Origin of the sequence: Citrobacter sp. RHBSTW-01044 (assembly GCF_013781945.1) — a bacterium.
GTDB classification, from domain to species: domain Bacteria; phylum Pseudomonadota; class Gammaproteobacteria; order Enterobacterales; family Enterobacteriaceae; genus Citrobacter; species Citrobacter braakii.
Genome location: NZ_CP056180.1, coordinates 3920526 through 3940292, shown reverse-complemented (window position 1 = coordinate 3940292; position 19767 = coordinate 3920526). Strand labels below are relative to the sequence as shown.

Below are 19767 nucleotides of genomic sequence, written 5' to 3'. Positions count from 1 at the left end.
GCATAAATGACAAGACGGGCAAGCGCCCGTCCTGATGATATTACAGATTCTGGAAACAGCCTAAAATTACCAGCCCTTAACAGCACCGCCGTTGAAGACTTTGTTTGCTGCTTCGTACACTTCGTCAGACTGGTATGCCTGAACGAATTTCTTCACATTCTCAGCATCTTTATTGTCTTCACGAGTCACGATCAGGTTTACGTACGGAGAATCTTTATCTTCAACAAAGATACCGTCTTTAGCTGGGGTCAGGCCGATCTGGCTGGCGTAGGTCGTGTTGATGACCGCCAGTGCGATTTGCGCATCGTCCAGGGAACGCGGCAGCTGCGGCGCTTCCAGTTCAACCAGCTTCAGGTTTTTCGGGTTTTCAATCACGTCCAGCGCGGTCGGCAGCAGACCAACACCGTCTTTCAGTTTGATTAAGCCCACTTTTTGCAGCAGCAGCAGGGAGCGGCCAAGGTTAGTCGGATCGTTTGGAATCGCGACCTGAGAACCTTCCTGCAACTCATCCAGTGATTTGATTTTTTTAGAGTAGCCCGCAATCGGGTAAACAAAAGTATTACCTGCGGCAACCAGTTTGTAGCCGCGATCTTTGATCTGTTGATCCAGGTACGGTTTGTGCTGGAAGGCGTTAGCATCGATATCGCCTTTGCTCAGTGCTTCGTTAGGCAGGACGTAATCGTTAAACGTGACCAGCTCAACGTCCAGACCGTATTTTTCTTTAGCCACTTTCTGCGCGACTTCTGCGACCTGCTGCTCTGCGCCAACAATAACGCCCACTTTGATGTGGTTAGGATCTTTTTCATCCTGACCGCAACCCACAAGTGCCAGAGAACCGATCAGGGCTCCAACTGCCGCAAAGGTTTTGAATTTGAACGCCATGCTTATTTCCTTTTCTTAATGAGTTTTTAGTGTTGTGTGCAACGTTATTTGTGCGTGACAGCCCGGACGATGCGATCACCGGATAACTGAATTAAATAAACCAGAATGACGAGCAATACCAGCACTGTATTCATGACGGTAGCGTTGTAGCCAATATAACCGTACTGATAACCAATCTGGCCAAGGCCACCGGCACCGACGGCACCGCCCATCGCGGAATACCCCACCAGCGTGATAAGGGTGATGGTGGCCGCATTGACCAGTCCAGGCAGTGCTTCTGGAAGTAATACCTTACGTACAATTTGCAGCGGCGTGGCGCCCATTGCACGGGAGGCTTCAATCAGCCCGGTCGGGATTTCGAGCAGCGCGTTTTCCACCATACGGGCGATAAACGGCGCGGCGCCGACGGTCAGCGGGACGATAGCGGCCTGCAGCCCAATAGAGGTGCCAACGATCATGCGGGTGAACGGAATCATCCACACCAGCAAGATAATGAACGGGATGGAACGGAAAATATTCACCAGTGCAGAGAGCGTGCGGTAGAGCTTCGCGTTCTCAATGATTTGCCCCGGCCGCGTTACGTACAGCAACACGCCAACCGGCAGGCCAATCACAAAACCAAAAAAACCGGACACAAAGGTCATTGCCAGCGTTTCCCATACGCCGCGAACCAGTAGCCACATCATCGGCTCAGACATAACCCAGTACCTCTACTTTTACATGGTGTTCCTGCAACCAGTTAATGGCTGCTTGCGTATCTTCCTGTGTGCCGTGCATTTCAGTCAGCATGATGCCGAACTTCACGCCGCCGGCGTAATCCATCTGCGCGCTAATAATGTTGTTATTCACGTTAAAGCGACGGGCCGTCTCAGAAAGTAATGGCGCATCAACCGAATGACCGGTGAATTCCATGCGCAGCATTGGCACGCTGTCGGCTTCTGGCTTTGCTTTTAAACGTTCCAGATAATCTTCCGGGATATCCAGGTGTAGCGTGGACTGGATAAATTTCTGTGCCAGCGGCGTTTTCGGGTGGGAGAACACTTCGCTGACGGTGTCCTGCTCAATCAGCTCACCATTACTGATGACCGCCACGCAGTCACAAATACGTTTTACAACGTCCATCTCATGGGTAATCAGCAGAATGGTGAGTCCCAAACGACGGTTAATGTCTTTCAATAATTCCAGAATCGAGCGGGTTGTTGCCGGATCAAGTGCGCTGGTGGCTTCATCACACAGCAACACTTTTGGATTACTGGCCAGCGCACGCGCAATCGCCACTCGCTGTTTTTGTCCGCCGGAAAGGTTGGCCGGGTAGCTGTCGTGCTTGTCGCCAAGGCCGACTAAATCCAGCAGTTCTGTTACACGGCGTTTGATCTCTTCCTTTGGCGTGTTATCCAGTTCCAGCGGCAGCGCGACGTTGCCAAACACGGTACGGGAAGAGAGCAGGTTAAAGTGTTGGAAAATCATGCCGATTTGACGGCGAGCTTTAGTCAGCTCGGATTCAGAAAGCGTCGTCAGCTCCTGACCGCCAACCTGAACACTGCCTTCGGTTGGGCGTTCAAGTAAGTTAACGCAGCGAATGAGCGTACTTTTACCGGCACCGGAGGCGCCAATGACGCCATAAATCTGCCCGGCAGGAACGTGCAGGCTGACTTTATTTAGCGCCTGAATGGTGCGAGTCCCCTGCTGGAACACTTTGGTGATATTCGAAAGTTTAATCATTGGTTATTTATTATCGTAATTAAGTTAGCCGTGGCATTTTCGTCTGTCTGGGACGGTCGAAGCCGTCAACAAGATGGATGTTAAGGCATCCAGACGTCTAAATCAATCTAGCTTTGCACGATGAGCACTTTCTTGCCCGCCGAAACATGCGATACTAGAGCCACATGCCTTATTCAGGAGCTATAAAAGGTGGCAAAATCTGTACCCGCAATTTTTCTCGACCGCGACGGCACCATTAATGTGGACCACGGTTACGTACATGAGATTGACGAGTTCGAGTTTATCGACGGCGTTATTGATGCCATGCGTGAACTTAAAAATATGGGTTACGCGCTCATTATCGTGACAAACCAGTCTGGTATCGCTCGTGGCAAATTTACTGAGGCACAGTTTGAAACGTTGACCGAATGGATGGACTGGTCGCTGGCCGATCGCGACGTTGATTTGGATGGTATCTACTATTGTCCGCATCATCCGCAGGGCACAGTAGAAGAGTATCGTCAGGTCTGCGACTGTCGTAAACCGCATCCTGGAATGTTGATCTCCGCCCGAGACTTCCTGCATATCGATATGGCCGCTTCCTATATGGTAGGCGACAAGATAGAAGATATGCAGGCAGCAGCAGCGGCGAATGTTGGAACGAAGGTTCTGGTGCGCACGGGTAAACCTGTTACGCCGGAAGCAGAAAATGCGGCAGATTTGGTCATAAACAGTCTGGCAGACCTGCCAATGGCGATAAAAAAGCAGCAAAAGTAAGCGCAATGGATAAAAGGTGAGCGGTTGAAACAAAAATGCATTTTTCCGCTTGTCTTCCTGAGTCGACTCCCTATAATGCGCCTCCATCGACACGGCGGATGTGAATCACTTCACACAAACAGCCGGTTCGGTTGAAGAGAAAAACCTGAAAATGAGGGTTGACTCTGAAAGAGGAAAGCGTAATATACGCCACCTCGCGACAGAGCGCTAAAGCGCGTCGCAACTGCTCTTTAACAATTTATCAGACAATCTGTGTGGGCACTCGAAGATACGGATTCTTAACGTCGCAAGACGAAAAATGAATACCAAGTCTCTGAGTGAACACGTAATTCATTACGAAGTTTAATTCACGAGCATCAAACTTAAATTGAAGAGTTTGATCATGGCTCAGATTGAACGCTGGCGGCAGGCCTAACACATGCAAGTCGAACGGTAGCACAGAGGAGCTTGCTCCTTGGGTGACGAGTGGCGGACGGGTGAGTAATGTCTGGGAAACTGCCCGATGGAGGGGGATAACTACTGGAAACGGTAGCTAATACCGCATAACGTCGCAAGACCAAAGAGGGGGACCTTCGGGCCTCTTGCCATCGGATGTGCCCAGATGGGATTAGCTAGTAGGTGGGGTAACGGCTCACCTAGGCGACGATCCCTAGCTGGTCTGAGAGGATGACCAGCCACACTGGAACTGAGACACGGTCCAGACTCCTACGGGAGGCAGCAGTGGGGAATATTGCACAATGGGCGCAAGCCTGATGCAGCCATGCCGCGTGTATGAAGAAGGCCTTCGGGTTGTAAAGTACTTTCAGCGAGGAGGAAGGTGTTGTGGTTAATAACCGCAGCAATTGACGTTACTCGCAGAAGAAGCACCGGCTAACTCCGTGCCAGCAGCCGCGGTAATACGGAGGGTGCAAGCGTTAATCGGAATTACTGGGCGTAAAGCGCACGCAGGCGGTCTGTCAAGTCGGATGTGAAATCCCCGGGCTCAACCTGGGAACTGCATCCGAAACTGGCAGGCTAGAGTCTTGTAGAGGGGGGTAGAATTCCAGGTGTAGCGGTGAAATGCGTAGAGATCTGGAGGAATACCGGTGGCGAAGGCGGCCCCCTGGACAAAGACTGACGCTCAGGTGCGAAAGCGTGGGGAGCAAACAGGATTAGATACCCTGGTAGTCCACGCCGTAAACGATGTCGACTTGGAGGTTGTGCCCTTGAGGCGTGGCTTCCGGAGCTAACGCGTTAAGTCGACCGCCTGGGGAGTACGGCCGCAAGGTTAAAACTCAAATGAATTGACGGGGGCCCGCACAAGCGGTGGAGCATGTGGTTTAATTCGATGCAACGCGAAGAACCTTACCTACTCTTGACATCCAGAGAACTTAGCAGAGATGCTTTGGTGCCTTCGGGAACTCTGAGACAGGTGCTGCATGGCTGTCGTCAGCTCGTGTTGTGAAATGTTGGGTTAAGTCCCGCAACGAGCGCAACCCTTATCCTTTGTTGCCAGCGGTTCGGCCGGGAACTCAAAGGAGACTGCCAGTGATAAACTGGAGGAAGGTGGGGATGACGTCAAGTCATCATGGCCCTTACGAGTAGGGCTACACACGTGCTACAATGGCATATACAAAGAGAAGCGACCTCGCGAGAGCAAGCGGACCTCATAAAGTATGTCGTAGTCCGGATTGGAGTCTGCAACTCGACTCCATGAAGTCGGAATCGCTAGTAATCGTGGATCAGAATGCCACGGTGAATACGTTCCCGGGCCTTGTACACACCGCCCGTCACACCATGGGAGTGGGTTGCAAAAGAAGTAGGTAGCTTAACCTTCGGGAGGGCGCTTACCACTTTGTGATTCATGACTGGGGTGAAGTCGTAACAAGGTAACCGTAGGGGAACCTGCGGTTGGATCACCTCCTTACCTTAAAGAACCGACCTTTGTAGTGCTCACACAGATTGTCTGATGAAAAGTAAATAGCAAGGCGTCTTGCGATTGAGACTTCAGTGTCCCCTTCGTCTAGAGGCCCAGGACACCGCCCTTTCACGGCGGTAACAGGGGTTCGAATCCCCTAGGGGACGCCACTTGCTGGTATGTGTGAGTGAAAGTCGCCGACCGAAGTATCTCAAAACAGACTTTCGAGTCTTGTTTGAGATATTTGCTCTTTAAAAATCTGGATCAAGCTGAAAATTGAAACGACACACTGTTTCATTTCTCCGTAAACAAGAAATGAAAAGCGGTGTGTCCGAGTCTCTCAAATTTTCGCAACACTGAAGTGTTTTACGAAACATCTTCGGGTTGTGAGGTTAAGCGACTAAGCGTACACGGTGGATGCCCTGGCAGTCAGAGGCGATGAAGGACGTGCTAATCTGCGATAAGCGTCGGTAAGGTGATATGAACCGTTATAACCGGCGATTTCCGAATGGGGAAACCCAGTGTGATTCGTCACACTATCATTACGTGAATACATAGCGTAATGAAGCGAACCGGGGGAACTGAAACATCTAAGTACCCCGAGGAAAAGAAATCAACCGAGATTCCCCCAGTAGCGGCGAGCGAACGGGGAGCAGCCCAGAGTCTGAATCAGCATGTGTGGTAGTGGAACGGTCTGGAAAGTCCGACGGTACAGGGTGATAGTCCCGTACACAAAAGTGCATGTGTTGTGAACTCGAAGAGTAGGGCGGGACACGTGGTATCCTGTCTGAATATGGGGGGACCATCCTCCAAGGCTAAATACTCCTGACTGACCGATAGTGAACCAGTACCGTGAGGGAAAGGCGAAAAGAACCCCGGCGAGGGGAGTGAAAAAGAACCTGAAACCGTGTACGTACAAGCAGTGGGAGCCTCTTTATGGGGTGACTGCGTACCTTTTGTATAATGGGTCAGCGACTTATATTCTGTAGCAAGGTTAACCGAATAGGGGAGCCGAAGGGAAACCGAGTCTTAACTGGGCGTTAAGTTGCAGGGTATAGACCCGAAACCCGGTGATCTAGCCATGGGCAGGTTGAAGGTTGGGTAACACTAACTGGAGGACCGAACCGACTAATGTTGAAAAATTAGCGGATGACTTGTGGCTGGGGGTGAAAGGCCAATCAAACCGGGAGATAGCTGGTTCTCCCCGAAAGCTATTTAGGTAGCGCCTCGTGAATTCATCTTCGGGGGTAGAGCACTGTTTCGGCTAGGGGGTCATCCCGACTTACCAACCCGATGCAAACTGCGAATACCGAAGAATGTTATCACGGGAGACACACGGCGGGTGCTAACGTCCGTCGTGAAGAGGGAAACAACCCAGACCGCCAGCTAAGGTCCCAAAGTCATGGTTAAGTGGGAAACGATGTGGGAAGGCACAGACAGCCAGGATGTTGGCTTAGAAGCAGCCATCATTTAAAGAAAGCGTAATAGCTCACTGGTCGAGTCGGCCTGCGCGGAAGATGTAACGGGGCTAAACCATGCACCGAAGCTGCGGCAGCGACACTATGTGTTGTTGGGTAGGGGAGCGTTCTGTAAGCCGTTGAAGGTGTGCTGTGAGGCATGCTGGAGGTATCAGAAGTGCGAATGCTGACATAAGTAACGATAATGCGGGTGAAAAACCCGCACGCCGGAAGACCAAGGGTTCCTGTCCAACGTTAATCGGGGCAGGGTGAGTCGACCCCTAAGGCGAGGCCGAAAGGCGTAGTCGATGGGAAACAGGTTAATATTCCTGTACTTGGTGTTACTGCGAAGGGGGGACGGAGAAGGCTATGTTAGCCGGGCGACGGTTGTCCCGGTTTAAGCATGTAGGCGGAGATTCCAGGTAAATCCGGAGTCTTGTTAACGCTGAGGTGTGATGACGAGGCACTACGGTGCTGAAGTAACAAATGCCCTGCTTCCAGGAAAAGCCTCTAAGCATCAGGTAACACGAAATCGTACCCCAAACCGACACAGGTGGTCAGGTAGAGAATACCAAGGCGCTTGAGAGAACTCGGGTGAAGGAACTAGGCAAAATGGTGCCGTAACTTCGGGAGAAGGCACGCTGATATGTAGGTGAAGTGATTTACTCATGGAGCTGAAATCAGTCGAAGATACCAGCTGGCTGCAACTGTTTATTAAAAACACAGCACTGTGCAAACACGAAAGTGGACGTATACGGTGTGACGCCTGCCCGGTGCCGGAAGGTTAATTGATGGGGTTATCCGTAAGGAGAAGCTCTTGATCGAAGCCCCGGTAAACGGCGGCCGTAACTATAACGGTCCTAAGGTAGCGAAATTCCTTGTCGGGTAAGTTCCGACCTGCACGAATGGCGTAATGATGGCCAGGCTGTCTCCACCCGAGACTCAGTGAAATTGAACTCGCTGTGAAGATGCAGTGTACCCGCGGCAAGACGGAAAGACCCCGTGAACCTTTACTATAGCTTGACACTGAACACTGGTCCTTGATGTGTAGGATAGGTGGGAGGCTTTGAAGTGTGGACGCCAGTCTGCATGGAGCCAACCTTGAAATACCACCCTTTAATGGCTGGTGTTCTAACGTAGACCCGTGATCCGGGTTGCGGACAGTGTCTGGTGGGTAGTTTGACTGGGGCGGTCTCCTCCTAAAGAGTAACGGAGGAGCACGAAGGTTAGCTAATCCTGGTCGGACATCAGGAGGTTAGTGCAAAGGCATAAGCTAGCTTGACTGCGAGAGTGACGGCTCGAGCAGGTGCGAAAGCAGGTCTTAGTGATCCGGTGGTTCTGAATGGAAGGGCCATCGCTCAACGGATAAAAGGTACTCCGGGGATAACAGGCTGATACCGCCCAAGAGTTCATATCGACGGCGGTGTTTGGCACCTCGATGTCGGCTCATCACATCCTGGGGCTGAAGTAGGTCCCAAGGGTATGGCTGTTCGCCATTTAAAGTGGTACGCGAGCTGGGTTTAGAACGTCGTGAGACAGTTCGGTCCCTATCTGCCGTGGGCGCTGGAGAATTGAGGGGGGCTGCTCCTAGTACGAGAGGACCGGAGTGGACGCATCACTGGTGTTCGGGTTGTCATGCCAATGGCATTGCCCGGTAGCTAAATGCGGAAGAGATAAGTGCTGAAAGCATCTAAGCACGAAACTTGCCCCGAGATGAGTTCTCCCTGACCCTTTAAGGGTCCTGAAGGAACGTTGAAGACGACGACGTTGATAGGTCGGGTGTGTAAGCGTAGCGATACGTTGAGCTAACCGATACTAATGAACCGTGAGGCTTAACCTTACAACGCCGAAGGTGTTTTGGCGAAGAGACACGATATTCAGCTTGATTACAGATTACATCGACATGCGAAAAGTGTGTTGATAAACAGAATTTGCCTGGCGGCTGTAGCGCGGTGGTCCCACCTGACCCCATGCCGAACTCAGAAGTGAAACGCCGTAGCGCCGATGGTAGTGTGGGGTCTCCCCATGCGAGAGTAGGGAACTGCCAGGCATCAAATTGCAGTAAACCGGGATGAATAATCCGGGTAGTGACAAAGAAATTCGGTGGAGCGGTAGTTCAGTTGGTTAGAATACCTGCCTGTCACGCAGGGGGTCGCGGGTTCGAGTCCCGTCCGTTCCGCCACTTATTAAGAGCCCTGAGCTAACGCTCAGGGCTTTTTCTTTTCCAGCGATTTAATTATTGCTGAATCCGCAAAAATCCTCTGCATTTTTCACTCTTTTTCGGCAAAGAACTGATGGTCATAATCCTCTCAGTTAACGAACATAGTGATTAAAAAGAGGAATTCTATGACTATCCCTGCATTCGGTTTAGGTACGTTTCGCCTGAAAGACGACGTGGTTATCGCTTCTGTCAAAACGGCGCTTGAGCTGGGCTACCGTGCTGTCGACACTGCGCAAATCTATGAAAATGAAGCGGCTGTTGGTCAGGCAATTGCCGAAAGTGGCGTACCGCGTAACGAGTTGTACATCACCACCAAGATCTGGATTGAAAATCTCAGCAAAGACAAACTGATCCCAAGTCTGAAAGAAAGTCTGAAGAAACTGCGTACGGATTATGTTGATTTGACGCTGATCCACTGGCCATCTCCGGGCGATGTGGTATCCGTTGAAGAGTTTATGCAGGCGCTGCTTGAAGCGAAAGAGCAGGGGCTGACTCGCGAAATTGGTATCTCAAACTTCACTATTCCGCTGATGGAAAAAGCCATTGCTACAGTCGGTGCAGACAATATCGCGACCAACCAGATTGAGCTGTCTCCGTATCTGCAGAGTCGTAAGGTGGTTGACTGGGCTAAAGCGCACGGTATCCACATCACCTCTTACATGACGCTGGCTTACGGTAAGGCGCTAAAAGATGAAGTGATTGCACGCATTGCCGCTAAACATAACGCGACCCCAGCGCAGGTTATTCTGGCATGGGCAATGGATGAAGGTTACTCCGTGATCCCTTCATCTACCAAGCGTGAAAACCTTGCAAGCAACTTGCTGGCGCTGGACCTGCATCTGGATACTGAAGATAAAAAAGCGATCGCGGCACTGGACTGCAACGATCGTCTGGTCAGCCCGGAAGGCCTGGCCCCTGATTGGGATTAATTGCCCGACCCTCTGTACCTTTAACCCTCTTTCACAGCTCCTTCGGGAGCTGTTCTTATATATTCACTTAAAAAGTCTATAAATGCCCGAATGCGTGTACTGACCGCACGATCGCTGTAGTAAACGGCGCTGAAAGGCATTTCTACCGGCAGACGTTTATCGGCCAGCAGCTCCACCAGTTCTCCCCGCGCGATCTCTTTATCAATCATATAATCTGAAAGACATGCTATGCCATTGCCGCTCAGGCAAAGCTGTTTTAACGTTTCCCCGCTGTTGGAAGAAATCCCACATTCGACCTCATGGAGCTGTCCGTCGCTACGGGCAATCGGCCAGGTATTGAGTGAAACGGGTTCGGAAAACCCCAGACACAGGTGCTGCTTTAACTGTTCGACGGTCTCCGGCTTGCCAAAACGGGCAATATAGTCCGGTGAGGCAATAATCTTACGATAGCTGGTAAACAACGGACGCGCACGCAGGCTCGAGTCAGTCAGCGTACCTGCTCGTATCGCGACATCCACTTTTCGTTCAATAAGATTGATGAACGTTTCTGAGGAGACAAGAGACAACGTCATCTCAGGATATCGCTCACGGAACGGTTTGATTAGCGGCATCAGGAAATGCAGCATCACCGGCGTTGCCGCGTCGATACGCAGCAGGCCGCGCGGGGTATTGCGCGACTCCATGATTTCCGTTTCTGCTGCTGCCATCTCTTGCAGTATCTGCTGCACACGCCTGAAGTAGCGTTCTCCTTCTTCAGTCAGGCTTAGCTGTCGGGTCGTTCGATTAAGCAGACTCACACCCAATTTCATCTCCAGCTTTTTTACTGCCCGACTGACTGCGGAATTAGCCTGACCGAGTTGTTCTGCCGCCCGGCTGAAGCTGCCGCTTTCCACAACGGCCACAAAAATCGCAAGTTCTTCAGAGGTTGCTTTCATTTTTGCACCTGACGCAAAATTATATTGAGATTTTGAATATTTTTGTTATTAAAGCATCCCGGCATACTGCGTGTCATCTGATTACTGATGTTACGGAGTTATTTATGCCTCTCGCTTTATTTGCACTAACAATAAGTGCCTTCGCTATTGGCACGACTGAGTTTGTGATTGTTGGCCTGGTGCCGACCATCGCTCAACAACTGGCGATCTCGTTACCTTCCGCCGGGATGCTGGTTTCAATCTATGCGCTGGGTGTGGCGATTGGCGCACCAGTGCTGACCGCTCTGACCGGAAGCCTGCCACGTAAAAAGTTGCTTGTCGCGCTGATGGTCCTGTTTACGGCGGGGAATTTACTGGCATGGCAGGCACCCGGGTATATGACACTTATTGTCGCCCGTCTGCTGACGGGGCTGGCTCACGGCGTATTCTTCTCGATTGGTTCCACTATCGCGACAAGTCTGGTGCCAAAAGAAAAAGCAGCTTCCGCTATCGCTATTATGTTCGGTGGCTTAACGGTGGCGCTGGTCACGGGCGTGCCGCTGGGTACGTTTATCGGCCAGCACTTTGGCTGGCGTGAGACTTTCCTGGCAGTATCAATGTTAGGCGTGATTGCGCTGATTAGTAGCCAACTGCTGATCCCGGCTAACATTCCTGGTCGAGCGGCCGCCAGCATTCGCGACCAGGTGAAAGTGCTGACTCATCCTCGTCTGTTGCTGATTTACGCCATTACGGCATTGGGCTACGGTGGTGTGTTCACGGCTTTCACCTTCCTGGCACCGATGATGCAGGATCTGGCGGGCTTCTCCCCGGCAGCGGTAAGCTGGATCTTACTGGGTTACGGCATATCAGTCGCTATCGGCAATATCTGGGGCGGTAAGCTGGCGGATAAGCATGGTGCGGTTCCTGCATTGAAATTCATTTTTGCCGCGCTGTTTGTTCTGCTGATGGTCTTCCAACTGACGGCTTCCACGCAGTACGCCGCGCTGGCTACCATTCTGGTGATGGGGATCTTTGCCTTCGGTAACGTACCGGGGTTGCAGGTCTACGTGGTACAGAAAGCGGAACAATTTACGCCCAATGCTGTTGATGTGGCGTCAGGGCTGAACATTGCAGCGTTTAACATTGGTATTGCACTGGGTTCCGTGATTGGCGGACAAACGGTCGAGCATTATGGGTTGGCGCAGACACCATGGATTGGCGCACTTATTGTTCTGGTGGCTTTCCTGCTGATGGGGCTGAGCGGCCGTCTTGATAAGCCCACGCACGTTGCTCTGGGGTAAATCATTGATGTAAGCGCCCACTTACAAAACAAACTGCAATTGTTCGTTGAAAGTGAGTGCTAAAATCCCTATAACAGAAGAACCAGTCCGGCTGCGGACTGGTTGACGTTACAGAGGTTTGAAAGTCTAAAGTGCGAAAAAACACCTATGCCATGCGTTATGTTGCCGGACAACCCGCCGAGCGGATTTTACCGCCGGGCTCGTTTGCGCATATTGGCCAGGCATTACCCGCAGGCGTACCGTTGAGCAGTGAAGATCGCATTCGCGTGCTGGTATGGAATATTTTTAAACAGCAGCGAGCAGAATGGCAGTCGGTGCTGAAGAATTTTGGTAAAGACGCGCATCTGGTGTTATTGCAGGAAGCGCAAACCACACCAGAACTGGTGCAGTTTGCGACCACTAACTATCTCGCTGCCGACCAGGTTCCCGCCTTTGTGCTGCCTCAGCACCCCTCTGGCGTTATGACACTCTCCTCCGCCCATCCTGTTTACTGCTGCCCATTGCGCGAGCGTGAGCCTATTTTACGGCTGGCGAAATCGGCGCTGGTGACGGTGTACCCGTTGCCTGACACTCGGTTGTTAATGGTGGTGAATATCCACGCGGTTAACTTTAGCCTTGGCGTTGATGTCTATAGTAAGCAGTTACTTCCCATTGGCGATCAGATTGCTCATCACAGCGGTCCGGTGATTATGGCCGGCGATTTTAATGCCTGGAGCCGTCGACGGATGAATGCGCTGTACCGCTTTGCGCGTGAAATGTCGCTGCGCCAGGTGCGCTTTACCGACGATCAGCGCCGCCGCGCGTTTGGTCGTCCTCTCGATTTTGTGTTCTATCGCGGTCTGAACGTGAGTGAGGCCTCTGTGCTGGTCACCCGCGCCTCCGACCACAACCCGCTACTCGTTGAATTCAGTCCCGGCAAACCTGAACAATAACGGTGTGTCAGGTCTGCCGTAGGGCAGGCCTGTGATGGTTGCCCTTCATATTTCACAACAACCGAAGGACAACACAATGACAACACGCTCTCATCATGACAACGTCGAAAAACAGTTTGGCTCTCAGGCTAATGCCTACTTAACCAGTGCGGTGCACGCCTCTGGTCGTGACTTGCAACGTCTGGGGGAAAGGTTGCTGGCATTTCCGCAGGCCCGTGTGTTGGATATGGGATGCGGAGCGGGGCACGCCAGCTTTGTGGCCGCGCAATACGTAAAGCAGGTAGTGGCATATGATTTATCGTCGCAGATGCTTGACGTGGTCACTGAAGCGGCAAAGGACAGAGGTCTGGAGAATATCGCCACACGGCAGGGTTATGCTGAAAGCCTGCCGTTTGAAGATAACGTATTTGACGTGGTGATTAGCCGCTATTCCGCGCATCACTGGCATGATGTCGGGCGTGCGTTGCGAGAAGTGAACCGCGTTCTGAAGCCCGGCGGCGTGCTGATTGTGATGGATGTGATGTCGCCAGGCCATCCTGTACGTGACATCTGGTTGCAAACTGTGGAGGCGTTACGCGATACCTCGCACGTACGCAACTATTCCAGCGGAGAATGGCTGTCGTTAATCAATGACGCCAATCTGATTGCCGATACCTTGTTAACCGATCGTCTGCCGCTGGAGTTCAGTTCGTGGGTGGCGCGGATGCGCACGCCTGCAGCATTGAGCGACGCGATCCGTGTATACCAACAAAGTGCTTCTGCGGAAGTGAAAGCCTATTTTGCGTTACAGGAAGATGGCTCGTTTACCAGCGACACGATAATGGTTGAAGCACATAAAGCGGGATAAATAAAAAAGGCACTGGGGGGAAACCAGTGCCTTCATTTCTACAATGCTATCAGGAGTCCGGCATACCGCTGTTTTTCACAAACAACGTTAGCTGATCGCCTGGCTGCAGATTGTTCGTATCGCTGTTCCAGCGCATCACATCCTTGATGTTAACCCCGTGGCGTTTGGCAATGCTCGAGAGCGAGTCGCCTTTACGCACACGATAGGTGATGCTATCGCTGTTGTTCGCCAGTCGCTGTGCGCTAGTACCAGCGCCCACCGTCAGATTTTGGCCTACTTTCAGCGATGACCCGCGCAGATTATTCCACTGCTTAAGGTCATTGGTGCTCACGCCAAGACGTGAAGCGACGCCAGAAAGCGTATCGCCAGAGCGAACTTTGTAGCTACGGCTGTTCAGCGGTGTGTTATCCGCAACCAACGTTGACTGCACGGCTGCAATTTCGCCTGAGGCCAGAGACTCACGCAGCTTCTCTGCATGCTTCTTTGGCACCATCACATATTGCGGACCACTGGCACCCAACGTGGAGCCTTTCACGCCTGCATTGAAGGTTTTCAGCTTGCTGACGGAAATACCTGCCATATTGGCAACCTGAGCCATTTCAACCGGGCTACTCAGGCGAACACGTGCCAACGCGCGGCTTTCGTCTGTTGTTGGCAGACGCACGCCATAGCGTTTGCTGTTTTTGAGTATATCGCTCAATGCCAGCATTTTTGGCACATATAGCTTCGTTTCCTGAGGCAATGGCAACGACCAGAAGTCAGTGGGTTTACCACGGGCTTTGTTCGTTTTAATTGCCTTCATGACACGACCTTCACCGCTATTATAAGCAGCAACGGTCAGCAGCCAGTCGCCATCAAACATTTTGTTCAGACGCTGCATCATGTCCAGTGCGGCGGTGGTGGAAGCCACAACGTCGCGACGTGCATCATAATTGCGGGTCTGTTTTAAACCATAATTGCGCCCCGTGCTCGGAATGATCTGCCAAATACCTGCGGCATTGGCGCCAGACGTTGCGTGAGGATCAAAAGCGCTCTCCACTATGGGTAGTAGTACCAGTTCCATTGGCATGTTACGTTTCTTAACCTGCCCGGCTATCCAGTACATATACGGCTCTGCCCGTAAAGTTACATCGTGGAGATAGCTCTTATTGCGTAAATACTTCTGTTTCTGTTCGCGAATCCGGTTGTTTTCCGGAATTCCCATCTTTAGCTCGTCACCAATGAAAGCCCACAAATCTTGATCAGCAGCGATAGATGTTCCGTCGTCCATCCATCGCGCCTGACTTGTAAACTTTCCTGCTTCCCCTTGACCAGCTGCAGAAAGGCTCTGTGCGTGTTGTTGGACGTTACCAGTATTCTGGCACCCAACAAGCAGGACAGAGGCGAGTAATATCGCTTTTGCCTTCATGTGTGTGTCAATAGTTGCTTAAAAGACGACCGATCATAACGGCGAAGTTTTCAAAAGGCAACCCGCAATTGTCAGAACGTATCTTTCTTTGACCTTAACCAGGCAAAACGCTCTTCAGGTTGTTGCAATATTGTTTTTTTATTTATTTCATTAATTAAATCAATATCTTCTGTTCTTAAAAAAAGATTATTTCGTCGCTCATTTTTCAGAATTACGGGGAGTGTCATTTGTTTTTTTACGCGTAACTCATTAACTTTACGATAATATTCATTTATGAACGGATCGTGCGGAAGAATGCTTAAGGCAAACTTCATGTTTGCTAATGTGTACTCATGTGCGCAACAAATCAATGTATCGTCAGGAAGTGCGTTTAGTTTTTTAAGTGATTGATACATTTGAGATGCTGTGCCTTCAAAAAGCCGACCGCAGCCACCGGAGAAGAGCGTGTCGCCGCAAAACAGGTAAGGGTGGCTAAAGTAACAGATATGTCCTAAAGTGTGACCCGGCGTAGCAATTACCGTAAATTCATGCCCCAAAACGAGTGCAATATCGCCATCTTCGACTATATGCGTCGTTCCCTTATCTTGCGTTTCAGCCGGTCCGTATACCGCTATTTGTGGGAAATGTTGCAGAAGTTCTTTCACGCCGCCCACGTGATCCTGATGATGATGTGTCAGCAGAATGGCCTCGGGAACCCAGTTATGTTCTGCAATAGCTTTCAGAACAGGTTCTGCTTCACCCGGGTCCACAATCAGACAATGTTTGTCATTATTCGACAGGACCCAGATGTAATTGTCCTGAAATGCAGGAATACTGTTAAGATTCATAGATTACCTCTCAATGCGTAACGGAAGGTTGTGATGAAACCGGCAAGGATCCCTCAAACTGTCGTAGCGCCCGTTAGTTGGGATGATTTGCCCTGGGGCGAACACTATCGTCAGGCGCTGGAGCATCAGCTTAACCCGTGGTTCGCAAAAATGTACGGATTTCATCTGCTTAAGATTGGCAATTTAAGCGCAGAAATCAATTCTGAAGCGTGCGCGGTTTCTCATCAGGTAAATGTTTCTTTGCAAGGCGCTCCCATGCAGGTGACTGCCGATCCTTTACATCTGCCTTTTGCCGATAAGTCCGTGGATGTTTGTTTGTTGGCTCATACGCTGCCGTGGTGTTCCGATCCACATCGCTTACTGCATGAAGCCGATCGCGTGCTTATTGATGACGGTTGGTTGATTCTGAGCGGCTTTAACCCGGTAAGTTTGATGGGATTGCGTAAACTGGTGCCCGTATTGCGTAAAACATCGCCCTACAACAGCCGGATGTTTACCCTCATGCGGCAGTTGGACTGGCTCTCATTGCTGAATTTTGAAGTGCTGCACTGTAGCCGTTTTCATGTCCTGCCCTGGAACAAGAAGGGCGGGAAAATGTTAAGCGCCCATATCCCTGCGCTGGGCTGTTTGCAACTGGTGGTTGCGCGTAAGCGAACCATTCCGCTTACGCTCAACCCGATGAAACAAAATAAAAGCAAAACGCCTATCCGCCAGGCCGTTGGCGCAACCCGGCAATACCGTAAACCGGACGCTTAAGCCTCCGCCTGATACCCAATATCATCCTGAGTGGGACGCATTGCTGCGGCGCGCGCAAGCTCATCACAGCGTTCGTTTTCCGGATGGCCCGCATGGCCTTTAACCCATTCCCATTTGATTTGATGCGGCCCCAGCGCGGTATCCAGACGTTTCCACAGATCGACGTTCTTCACTGGTTTTTTATCTGCTGTTTTCCAGCCGCGCTTCTTCCAGTTGTGGATCCACTGCGTAATGCCCTGGCGCACATACTGGCTGTCCGTGCTGAGTATCACTTCACACTGTTCTTTCAGGGCTTCCAGCGCAACGATTGCCGCCATCAGCTCCATGCGATTATTGGTGGTGAGGTTGTAGCCTTCGCTAAAGGTTTTTTCGCGCCCGCGATAGCGTAAAATCGCCCCATAACCACCTGGCCCTGGATTTCCCAGGCAAGAACCATCGGTGAAAATCTCTACCTGTTTAAGCATCTCTGGTAGACTTCCTGTTTTAGCAAATCGAAATCAAACGATAAGTCTGACATAAATGACCGTTATGAGCACTGGAATTACACGACAGATCGTCCTCGATACCGAAACCACCGGTATGAACCAGATTGGCGCCCACTACGAAGGCCACAAGATCATTGAGATCGGTGCGGTTGAAGTGGTGAACCGCCGCCTGACCGGGAATAACTTCCACGTTTACCTGAAACCGGATCGGCTGGTGGACCCGGAAGCGTTTGGTGTACACGGAATCGCAGACGAATTCCTGCTTGATAAACCTACGTTTGCCGATGTCGCCGATGAGTTTCTCGACTACATCCGCGGTGCGGAGCTGGTCATCCATAACGCATCGTTTGATATCGGCTTTATGGATTACGAATTCGCTAAGCTCAGGCGGGATATTCCGAAGACAAACGAATTCTGCAAAATTACCGATAGCCTGGCGCTGGCGAGGAAAATGTTTCCTGGCAAGCGCAACAGCCTTGATGCGTTATGCTCACGCTATGAAATAGACAACAGTAAGCGAACCCTGCACGGCGCATTGCTCGATGCCCAGATTCTGGCCGACGTTTATCTGATGATGACCGGTGGGCAGACCACGATGGCGTTTTCAATGGAAGGTGACAGCCAGCAGCAGAATGACACGGGGATCCAGCGTATTGTGCGACAGTCCAGCAAACTACGCGTTGTTTTCGCCACTGATGAAGAGTTAGCGGCCCATGAGTCGCGCCTTGACCTGGTGCAGAAGAAAGGCGGAAGTTGCCTCTGGCGGGCATAGTTTGTACGTTTTCCGTATGGAAATGACCATTCGGGTGATTTTTGCAGCAAACGATTAAAAAACGTGAGAAAAAGCGTTGACGAGGCGTGAGGCAATCCGTAATATTCGCTTCGTTCCCAAGCGGAACACAACGCGGAGTGGTAGTTCAGTTGGTTAGAATACCTGCCTGTCACGCAGGGGGTCGCGGGTTCGAGTCCCGTCCATTCCGCCACTATTCAGAAAGCCTGAATCAGAAATGATTCAGGCTTTCGTCGTTTTGGCCCGCCAACAATAATAATCTCATCATCACACTTTATCGACCAAGTCCGTGCTATCGGGCAGGCAACACATCAGGTCATCCTTAACCCGACGCATATCCAGGGGCAGATCAACCTGCGAAGTGATTCATCACGCAGGCGAAGCGGGGTGAAAAGTTATCGCCGATAAGCACCGTTTCTTCATTCAAGTGCTTTAGCATATACAGCTTGTCGGCACGTTCGTAAGCGTCGAAGAAGAGATAATCGACAGCATCCGTTGCTTCATCATCGGGGGATTTTTCACGTCCGTTGGGAGTGAGCATGAAAACACCGGCGGTATGGCCGAGTGGTCGGGCATAGCGAAAGAACAGTTTTCGGTTCACAGCAAACTCGCCATCATCACTTTTGAGTTTCCCTTGTACTGACAATGAAAGGTGTCCGGAGTTGTAGCTGGTAATCAGCATTATTCCATGGAGTACCTTTTTTGTATCCTGGATGTCGAGTATCGACGTGAATTCCGAGGAGCAGGAAAAACTGATTTCTTGTTTTTTCGCATTCCCGGCGATAATAAAAAAAGCGATAGCCGCCAGCCCAAAAATGGCAATCACGACTGACCATAGTAAAGGAGAGTGATCGCTTTCTTGCTTCATATCATTCCTCATGATGGCGATACTGGCTGATGCAATGGTAATAGCCGAGGTTCAGCCCGCATTCAGCGGCAAACGACCACTCAACCAGATTATGGTTGCTCGCCCAGGTATTGAGATACAGATCTTTTGGGTACGAACAGTCGGGGTTAATGCCCACGGACTTGAAAATATCCAGCGCTTTCTTTTCGGTTATGGTGTCGGTGAGGGCGTTTCCTAATATATGTACACGGCATTGTTCATAGTCGATAGTCCGCAGGATAGTCGCGTCCGTCATGGCGATTTCATTGGGAATCCATGTTAACCACGCTGTCGCCAGCACGGCGATACCGGTAATTAACGCGGTTATCGCGACAGGCCAACGGCTTTGTTTCTTTTTGTTGAGCGTCGATGCAACATTGGCAATTCTGGCGGGAGCTTGCGCTTCTTCCAGTTGCTGAATATTGATATTAGCGTCGCCCATCCGAAATCCCATCCGCGGAATTGTGACGATGAGTTCTGCAGGATGACCCGTAGACGTTATTGCTTTGCGCAGAAATGAAATGTGCTGATTGAGATTCGCATCCGTCGCTCTGGCACCATTATGCTGAAAAACATTCAGCAGAATTTCATCACGCGAGGATATCTCTTTACCATTTTGCAACAAATAGAGCAGTAATTGTGTTGCCACATTATTCAATGTGGCCATTTCACCAGATGCCAGGTCTTTTAGGGTATTTTTATGTGGTCTGAAAACTAAGCCATCACCAATAATTACGGATTTAATTTTGTTTATTGG

16 protein-coding genes, 3 tRNA genes and 3 rRNA genes are annotated in these 19767 nt (G+C 50.9%); 13 read left to right on the top strand and 9 right to left on the bottom strand.

Annotation, left to right across the window (positions count from 1 at the left end):
* Nucleotides 1–66: 66 nt before the first annotated feature.
* From metQ to metN, 3 genes are read right to left on the bottom strand one after another with little or no spacing between them, the layout of a single operon-like run.
* Nucleotides 67–882 carry a methionine ABC transporter substrate-binding lipoprotein MetQ gene (gene metQ, locus HV352_RS18995; protein ID WP_006686809.1) on the bottom strand — a complete coding sequence of 272 codons (816 nt, stop codon included), beginning with the start codon at nucleotides 880–882 and terminating at the stop codon, nucleotides 67–69.
* Nucleotides 883–926: 44 nt separating this feature from the next.
* A complete protein-coding gene (locus HV352_RS18990; protein ID WP_016151781.1) occupies nucleotides 927–1580 on the bottom strand; it encodes a methionine ABC transporter permease MetI in 654 nt (217 codons plus the stop codon).
* Nucleotides 1573–2604, bottom strand: a complete 1032-nt coding sequence (metN, locus tag HV352_RS18985) for a methionine ABC transporter ATP-binding protein MetN (RefSeq protein ID WP_016151782.1) — start codon at nucleotides 2602–2604, stop codon at nucleotides 1573–1575. Before metN ends, HV352_RS18990 begins: the two co-directional genes overlap by 8 nt.
* Nucleotides 2605–2793: 189 nt before the next feature.
* Here metN and gmhB point away from each other — a divergent pair, with 189 nt between their 5' ends.
* From gmhB to dkgB, 7 genes are all read left to right on the top strand, one after another.
* Entirely contained in the window at nucleotides 2794–3360 is a 567-nt protein-coding gene (gene gmhB / locus HV352_RS18980; protein WP_016151783.1) for a D-glycero-beta-D-manno-heptose 1,7-bisphosphate 7-phosphatase, read from the top strand.
* A 364-nt stretch (nucleotides 3361–3724) separates the two neighbouring features.
* Nucleotides 3725–5266, top strand: a 16S ribosomal RNA gene (locus HV352_RS18975).
* Between the two features lie 85 nt (nucleotides 5267–5351).
* Nucleotides 5352–5427, top strand: a tRNA-Glu gene (locus tag HV352_RS18970).
* 220 nt (nucleotides 5428–5647) lie between these two features.
* A 23S ribosomal RNA gene (locus HV352_RS18965) occupies nucleotides 5648–8554 on the top strand.
* A 94-nt stretch (nucleotides 8555–8648) separates the two neighbouring features.
* Nucleotides 8649–8764, top strand: a 5S ribosomal RNA gene (gene rrf, locus HV352_RS18960).
* Together the 16S, 23S and 5S rRNA genes with 2 tRNA genes alongside form the textbook arrangement of a ribosomal RNA operon.
* Before the next feature lie 55 nt (nucleotides 8765–8819).
* Nucleotides 8820–8896: transfer RNA gene (locus HV352_RS18955), tRNA-Asp, on the top strand.
* Nucleotides 8897–9060: 164 nt separating this feature from the next.
* Nucleotides 9061–9864, top strand: a complete 804-nt coding sequence (gene dkgB / locus HV352_RS18950) for a 2,5-didehydrogluconate reductase DkgB (RefSeq protein ID WP_049271171.1) — start codon at nucleotides 9061–9063, stop codon at nucleotides 9862–9864.
* A gap of 20 nt (nucleotides 9865–9884) precedes the next feature.
* Here dkgB and yafC read toward each other — a convergent pair whose 3' ends face one another.
* Nucleotides 9885–10799, bottom strand: a complete 915-nt coding sequence (gene yafC / locus HV352_RS18945; protein WP_016155740.1) for a DNA-binding transcriptional regulator YafC — start codon at nucleotides 10797–10799, stop codon at nucleotides 9885–9887.
* 104 nt (nucleotides 10800–10903) lie between these two features.
* On the opposite strand from yafC, the gene HV352_RS18940 reads away from it, so the two are divergent.
* The 3 genes from HV352_RS18940 to HV352_RS18930 all read left to right on the top strand — a co-directional run bounded on the left by HV352_RS18940 (nucleotide 10904) and on the right by HV352_RS18930 (nucleotide 13858).
* A complete protein-coding gene (locus HV352_RS18940) occupies nucleotides 10904–12079 on the top strand; it encodes an MFS transporter (RefSeq protein ID WP_049271177.1) in 1176 nt (391 codons plus the stop codon).
* Between the two features lie 131 nt (nucleotides 12080–12210).
* Nucleotides 12211–13011 (top strand): endonuclease/exonuclease/phosphatase family protein, encoded by an 801-nt coding sequence (locus HV352_RS18935; protein ID WP_029139415.1) that lies wholly within the window; start codon nucleotides 12211–12213, stop codon nucleotides 13009–13011.
* A gap of 76 nt (nucleotides 13012–13087) precedes the next feature.
* On the top strand, nucleotides 13088–13858 hold the full coding sequence (locus HV352_RS18930) for a class I SAM-dependent methyltransferase (RefSeq protein ID WP_049271174.1): 771 nt from the start codon (nucleotides 13088–13090) through the stop codon (nucleotides 13856–13858).
* A 49-nt stretch (nucleotides 13859–13907) separates the two neighbouring features.
* Here the strand turns inward: HV352_RS18930 and mltD are convergent, their stop codons facing one another.
* Both mltD and gloB read right to left on the bottom strand, forming a co-directional pair.
* Nucleotides 13908–15266, bottom strand: coding sequence for a murein transglycosylase D (mltD, locus tag HV352_RS18925; protein WP_101700999.1), 1359 nt, complete (start codon nucleotides 15264–15266; stop codon nucleotides 13908–13910).
* Nucleotides 15267–15337: 71 nt separating this feature from the next.
* The gene (gene gloB, locus HV352_RS18920; RefSeq protein ID WP_046274999.1) at nucleotides 15338–16093 is read right to left on the bottom strand and encodes a hydroxyacylglutathione hydrolase; all 756 of its coding nucleotides are present in this window, start codon (nucleotides 16091–16093) and stop codon (nucleotides 15338–15340) included.
* A 33-nt stretch (nucleotides 16094–16126) separates the two neighbouring features.
* Here gloB and HV352_RS18915 point away from each other — a divergent pair, with 33 nt between their 5' ends.
* On the top strand, nucleotides 16127–16849 hold the full coding sequence (locus HV352_RS18915) for a class I SAM-dependent methyltransferase (RefSeq protein WP_181634987.1): 723 nt from the start codon (nucleotides 16127–16129) through the stop codon (nucleotides 16847–16849).
* Here the strand turns inward: HV352_RS18915 and rnhA are convergent.
* The gene (gene rnhA, locus HV352_RS18910; protein WP_016151805.1) at nucleotides 16846–17313 is read right to left on the bottom strand and encodes a ribonuclease HI; all 468 of its coding nucleotides are present in this window, start codon (nucleotides 17311–17313) and stop codon (nucleotides 16846–16848) included. The genes HV352_RS18915 and rnhA overlap by 4 nt on opposite strands.
* Before the next feature lie 64 nt (nucleotides 17314–17377).
* Between rnhA and dnaQ the strand changes: the two genes are divergently transcribed.
* Both dnaQ and HV352_RS18900 read left to right on the top strand, forming a co-directional pair.
* Entirely contained in the window at nucleotides 17378–18106 is a 729-nt protein-coding gene (dnaQ, locus tag HV352_RS18905) for a DNA polymerase III subunit epsilon (protein WP_029139417.1), read from the top strand.
* A gap of 134 nt (nucleotides 18107–18240) precedes the next feature.
* Nucleotides 18241–18317 (top strand) — tRNA-Asp (locus HV352_RS18900).
* A 156-nt stretch (nucleotides 18318–18473) separates the two neighbouring features.
* Here the strand turns inward: HV352_RS18900 and HV352_RS18895 are convergent.
* Entirely contained in the window at nucleotides 18474–18992 is a 519-nt protein-coding gene (locus HV352_RS18895; RefSeq protein WP_016155747.1) for a hypothetical protein, read from the bottom strand.
* Nucleotide 18993: 1 nt separating this feature from the next.
* The gene (locus HV352_RS18890; RefSeq protein ID WP_223307926.1) at nucleotides 18994–19677 is read right to left on the bottom strand and encodes a winged helix-turn-helix domain-containing protein; all 684 of its coding nucleotides are present in this window, start codon (nucleotides 19675–19677) and stop codon (nucleotides 18994–18996) included.
* Nucleotides 19678–19767 lie beyond the last annotated feature (90 nt).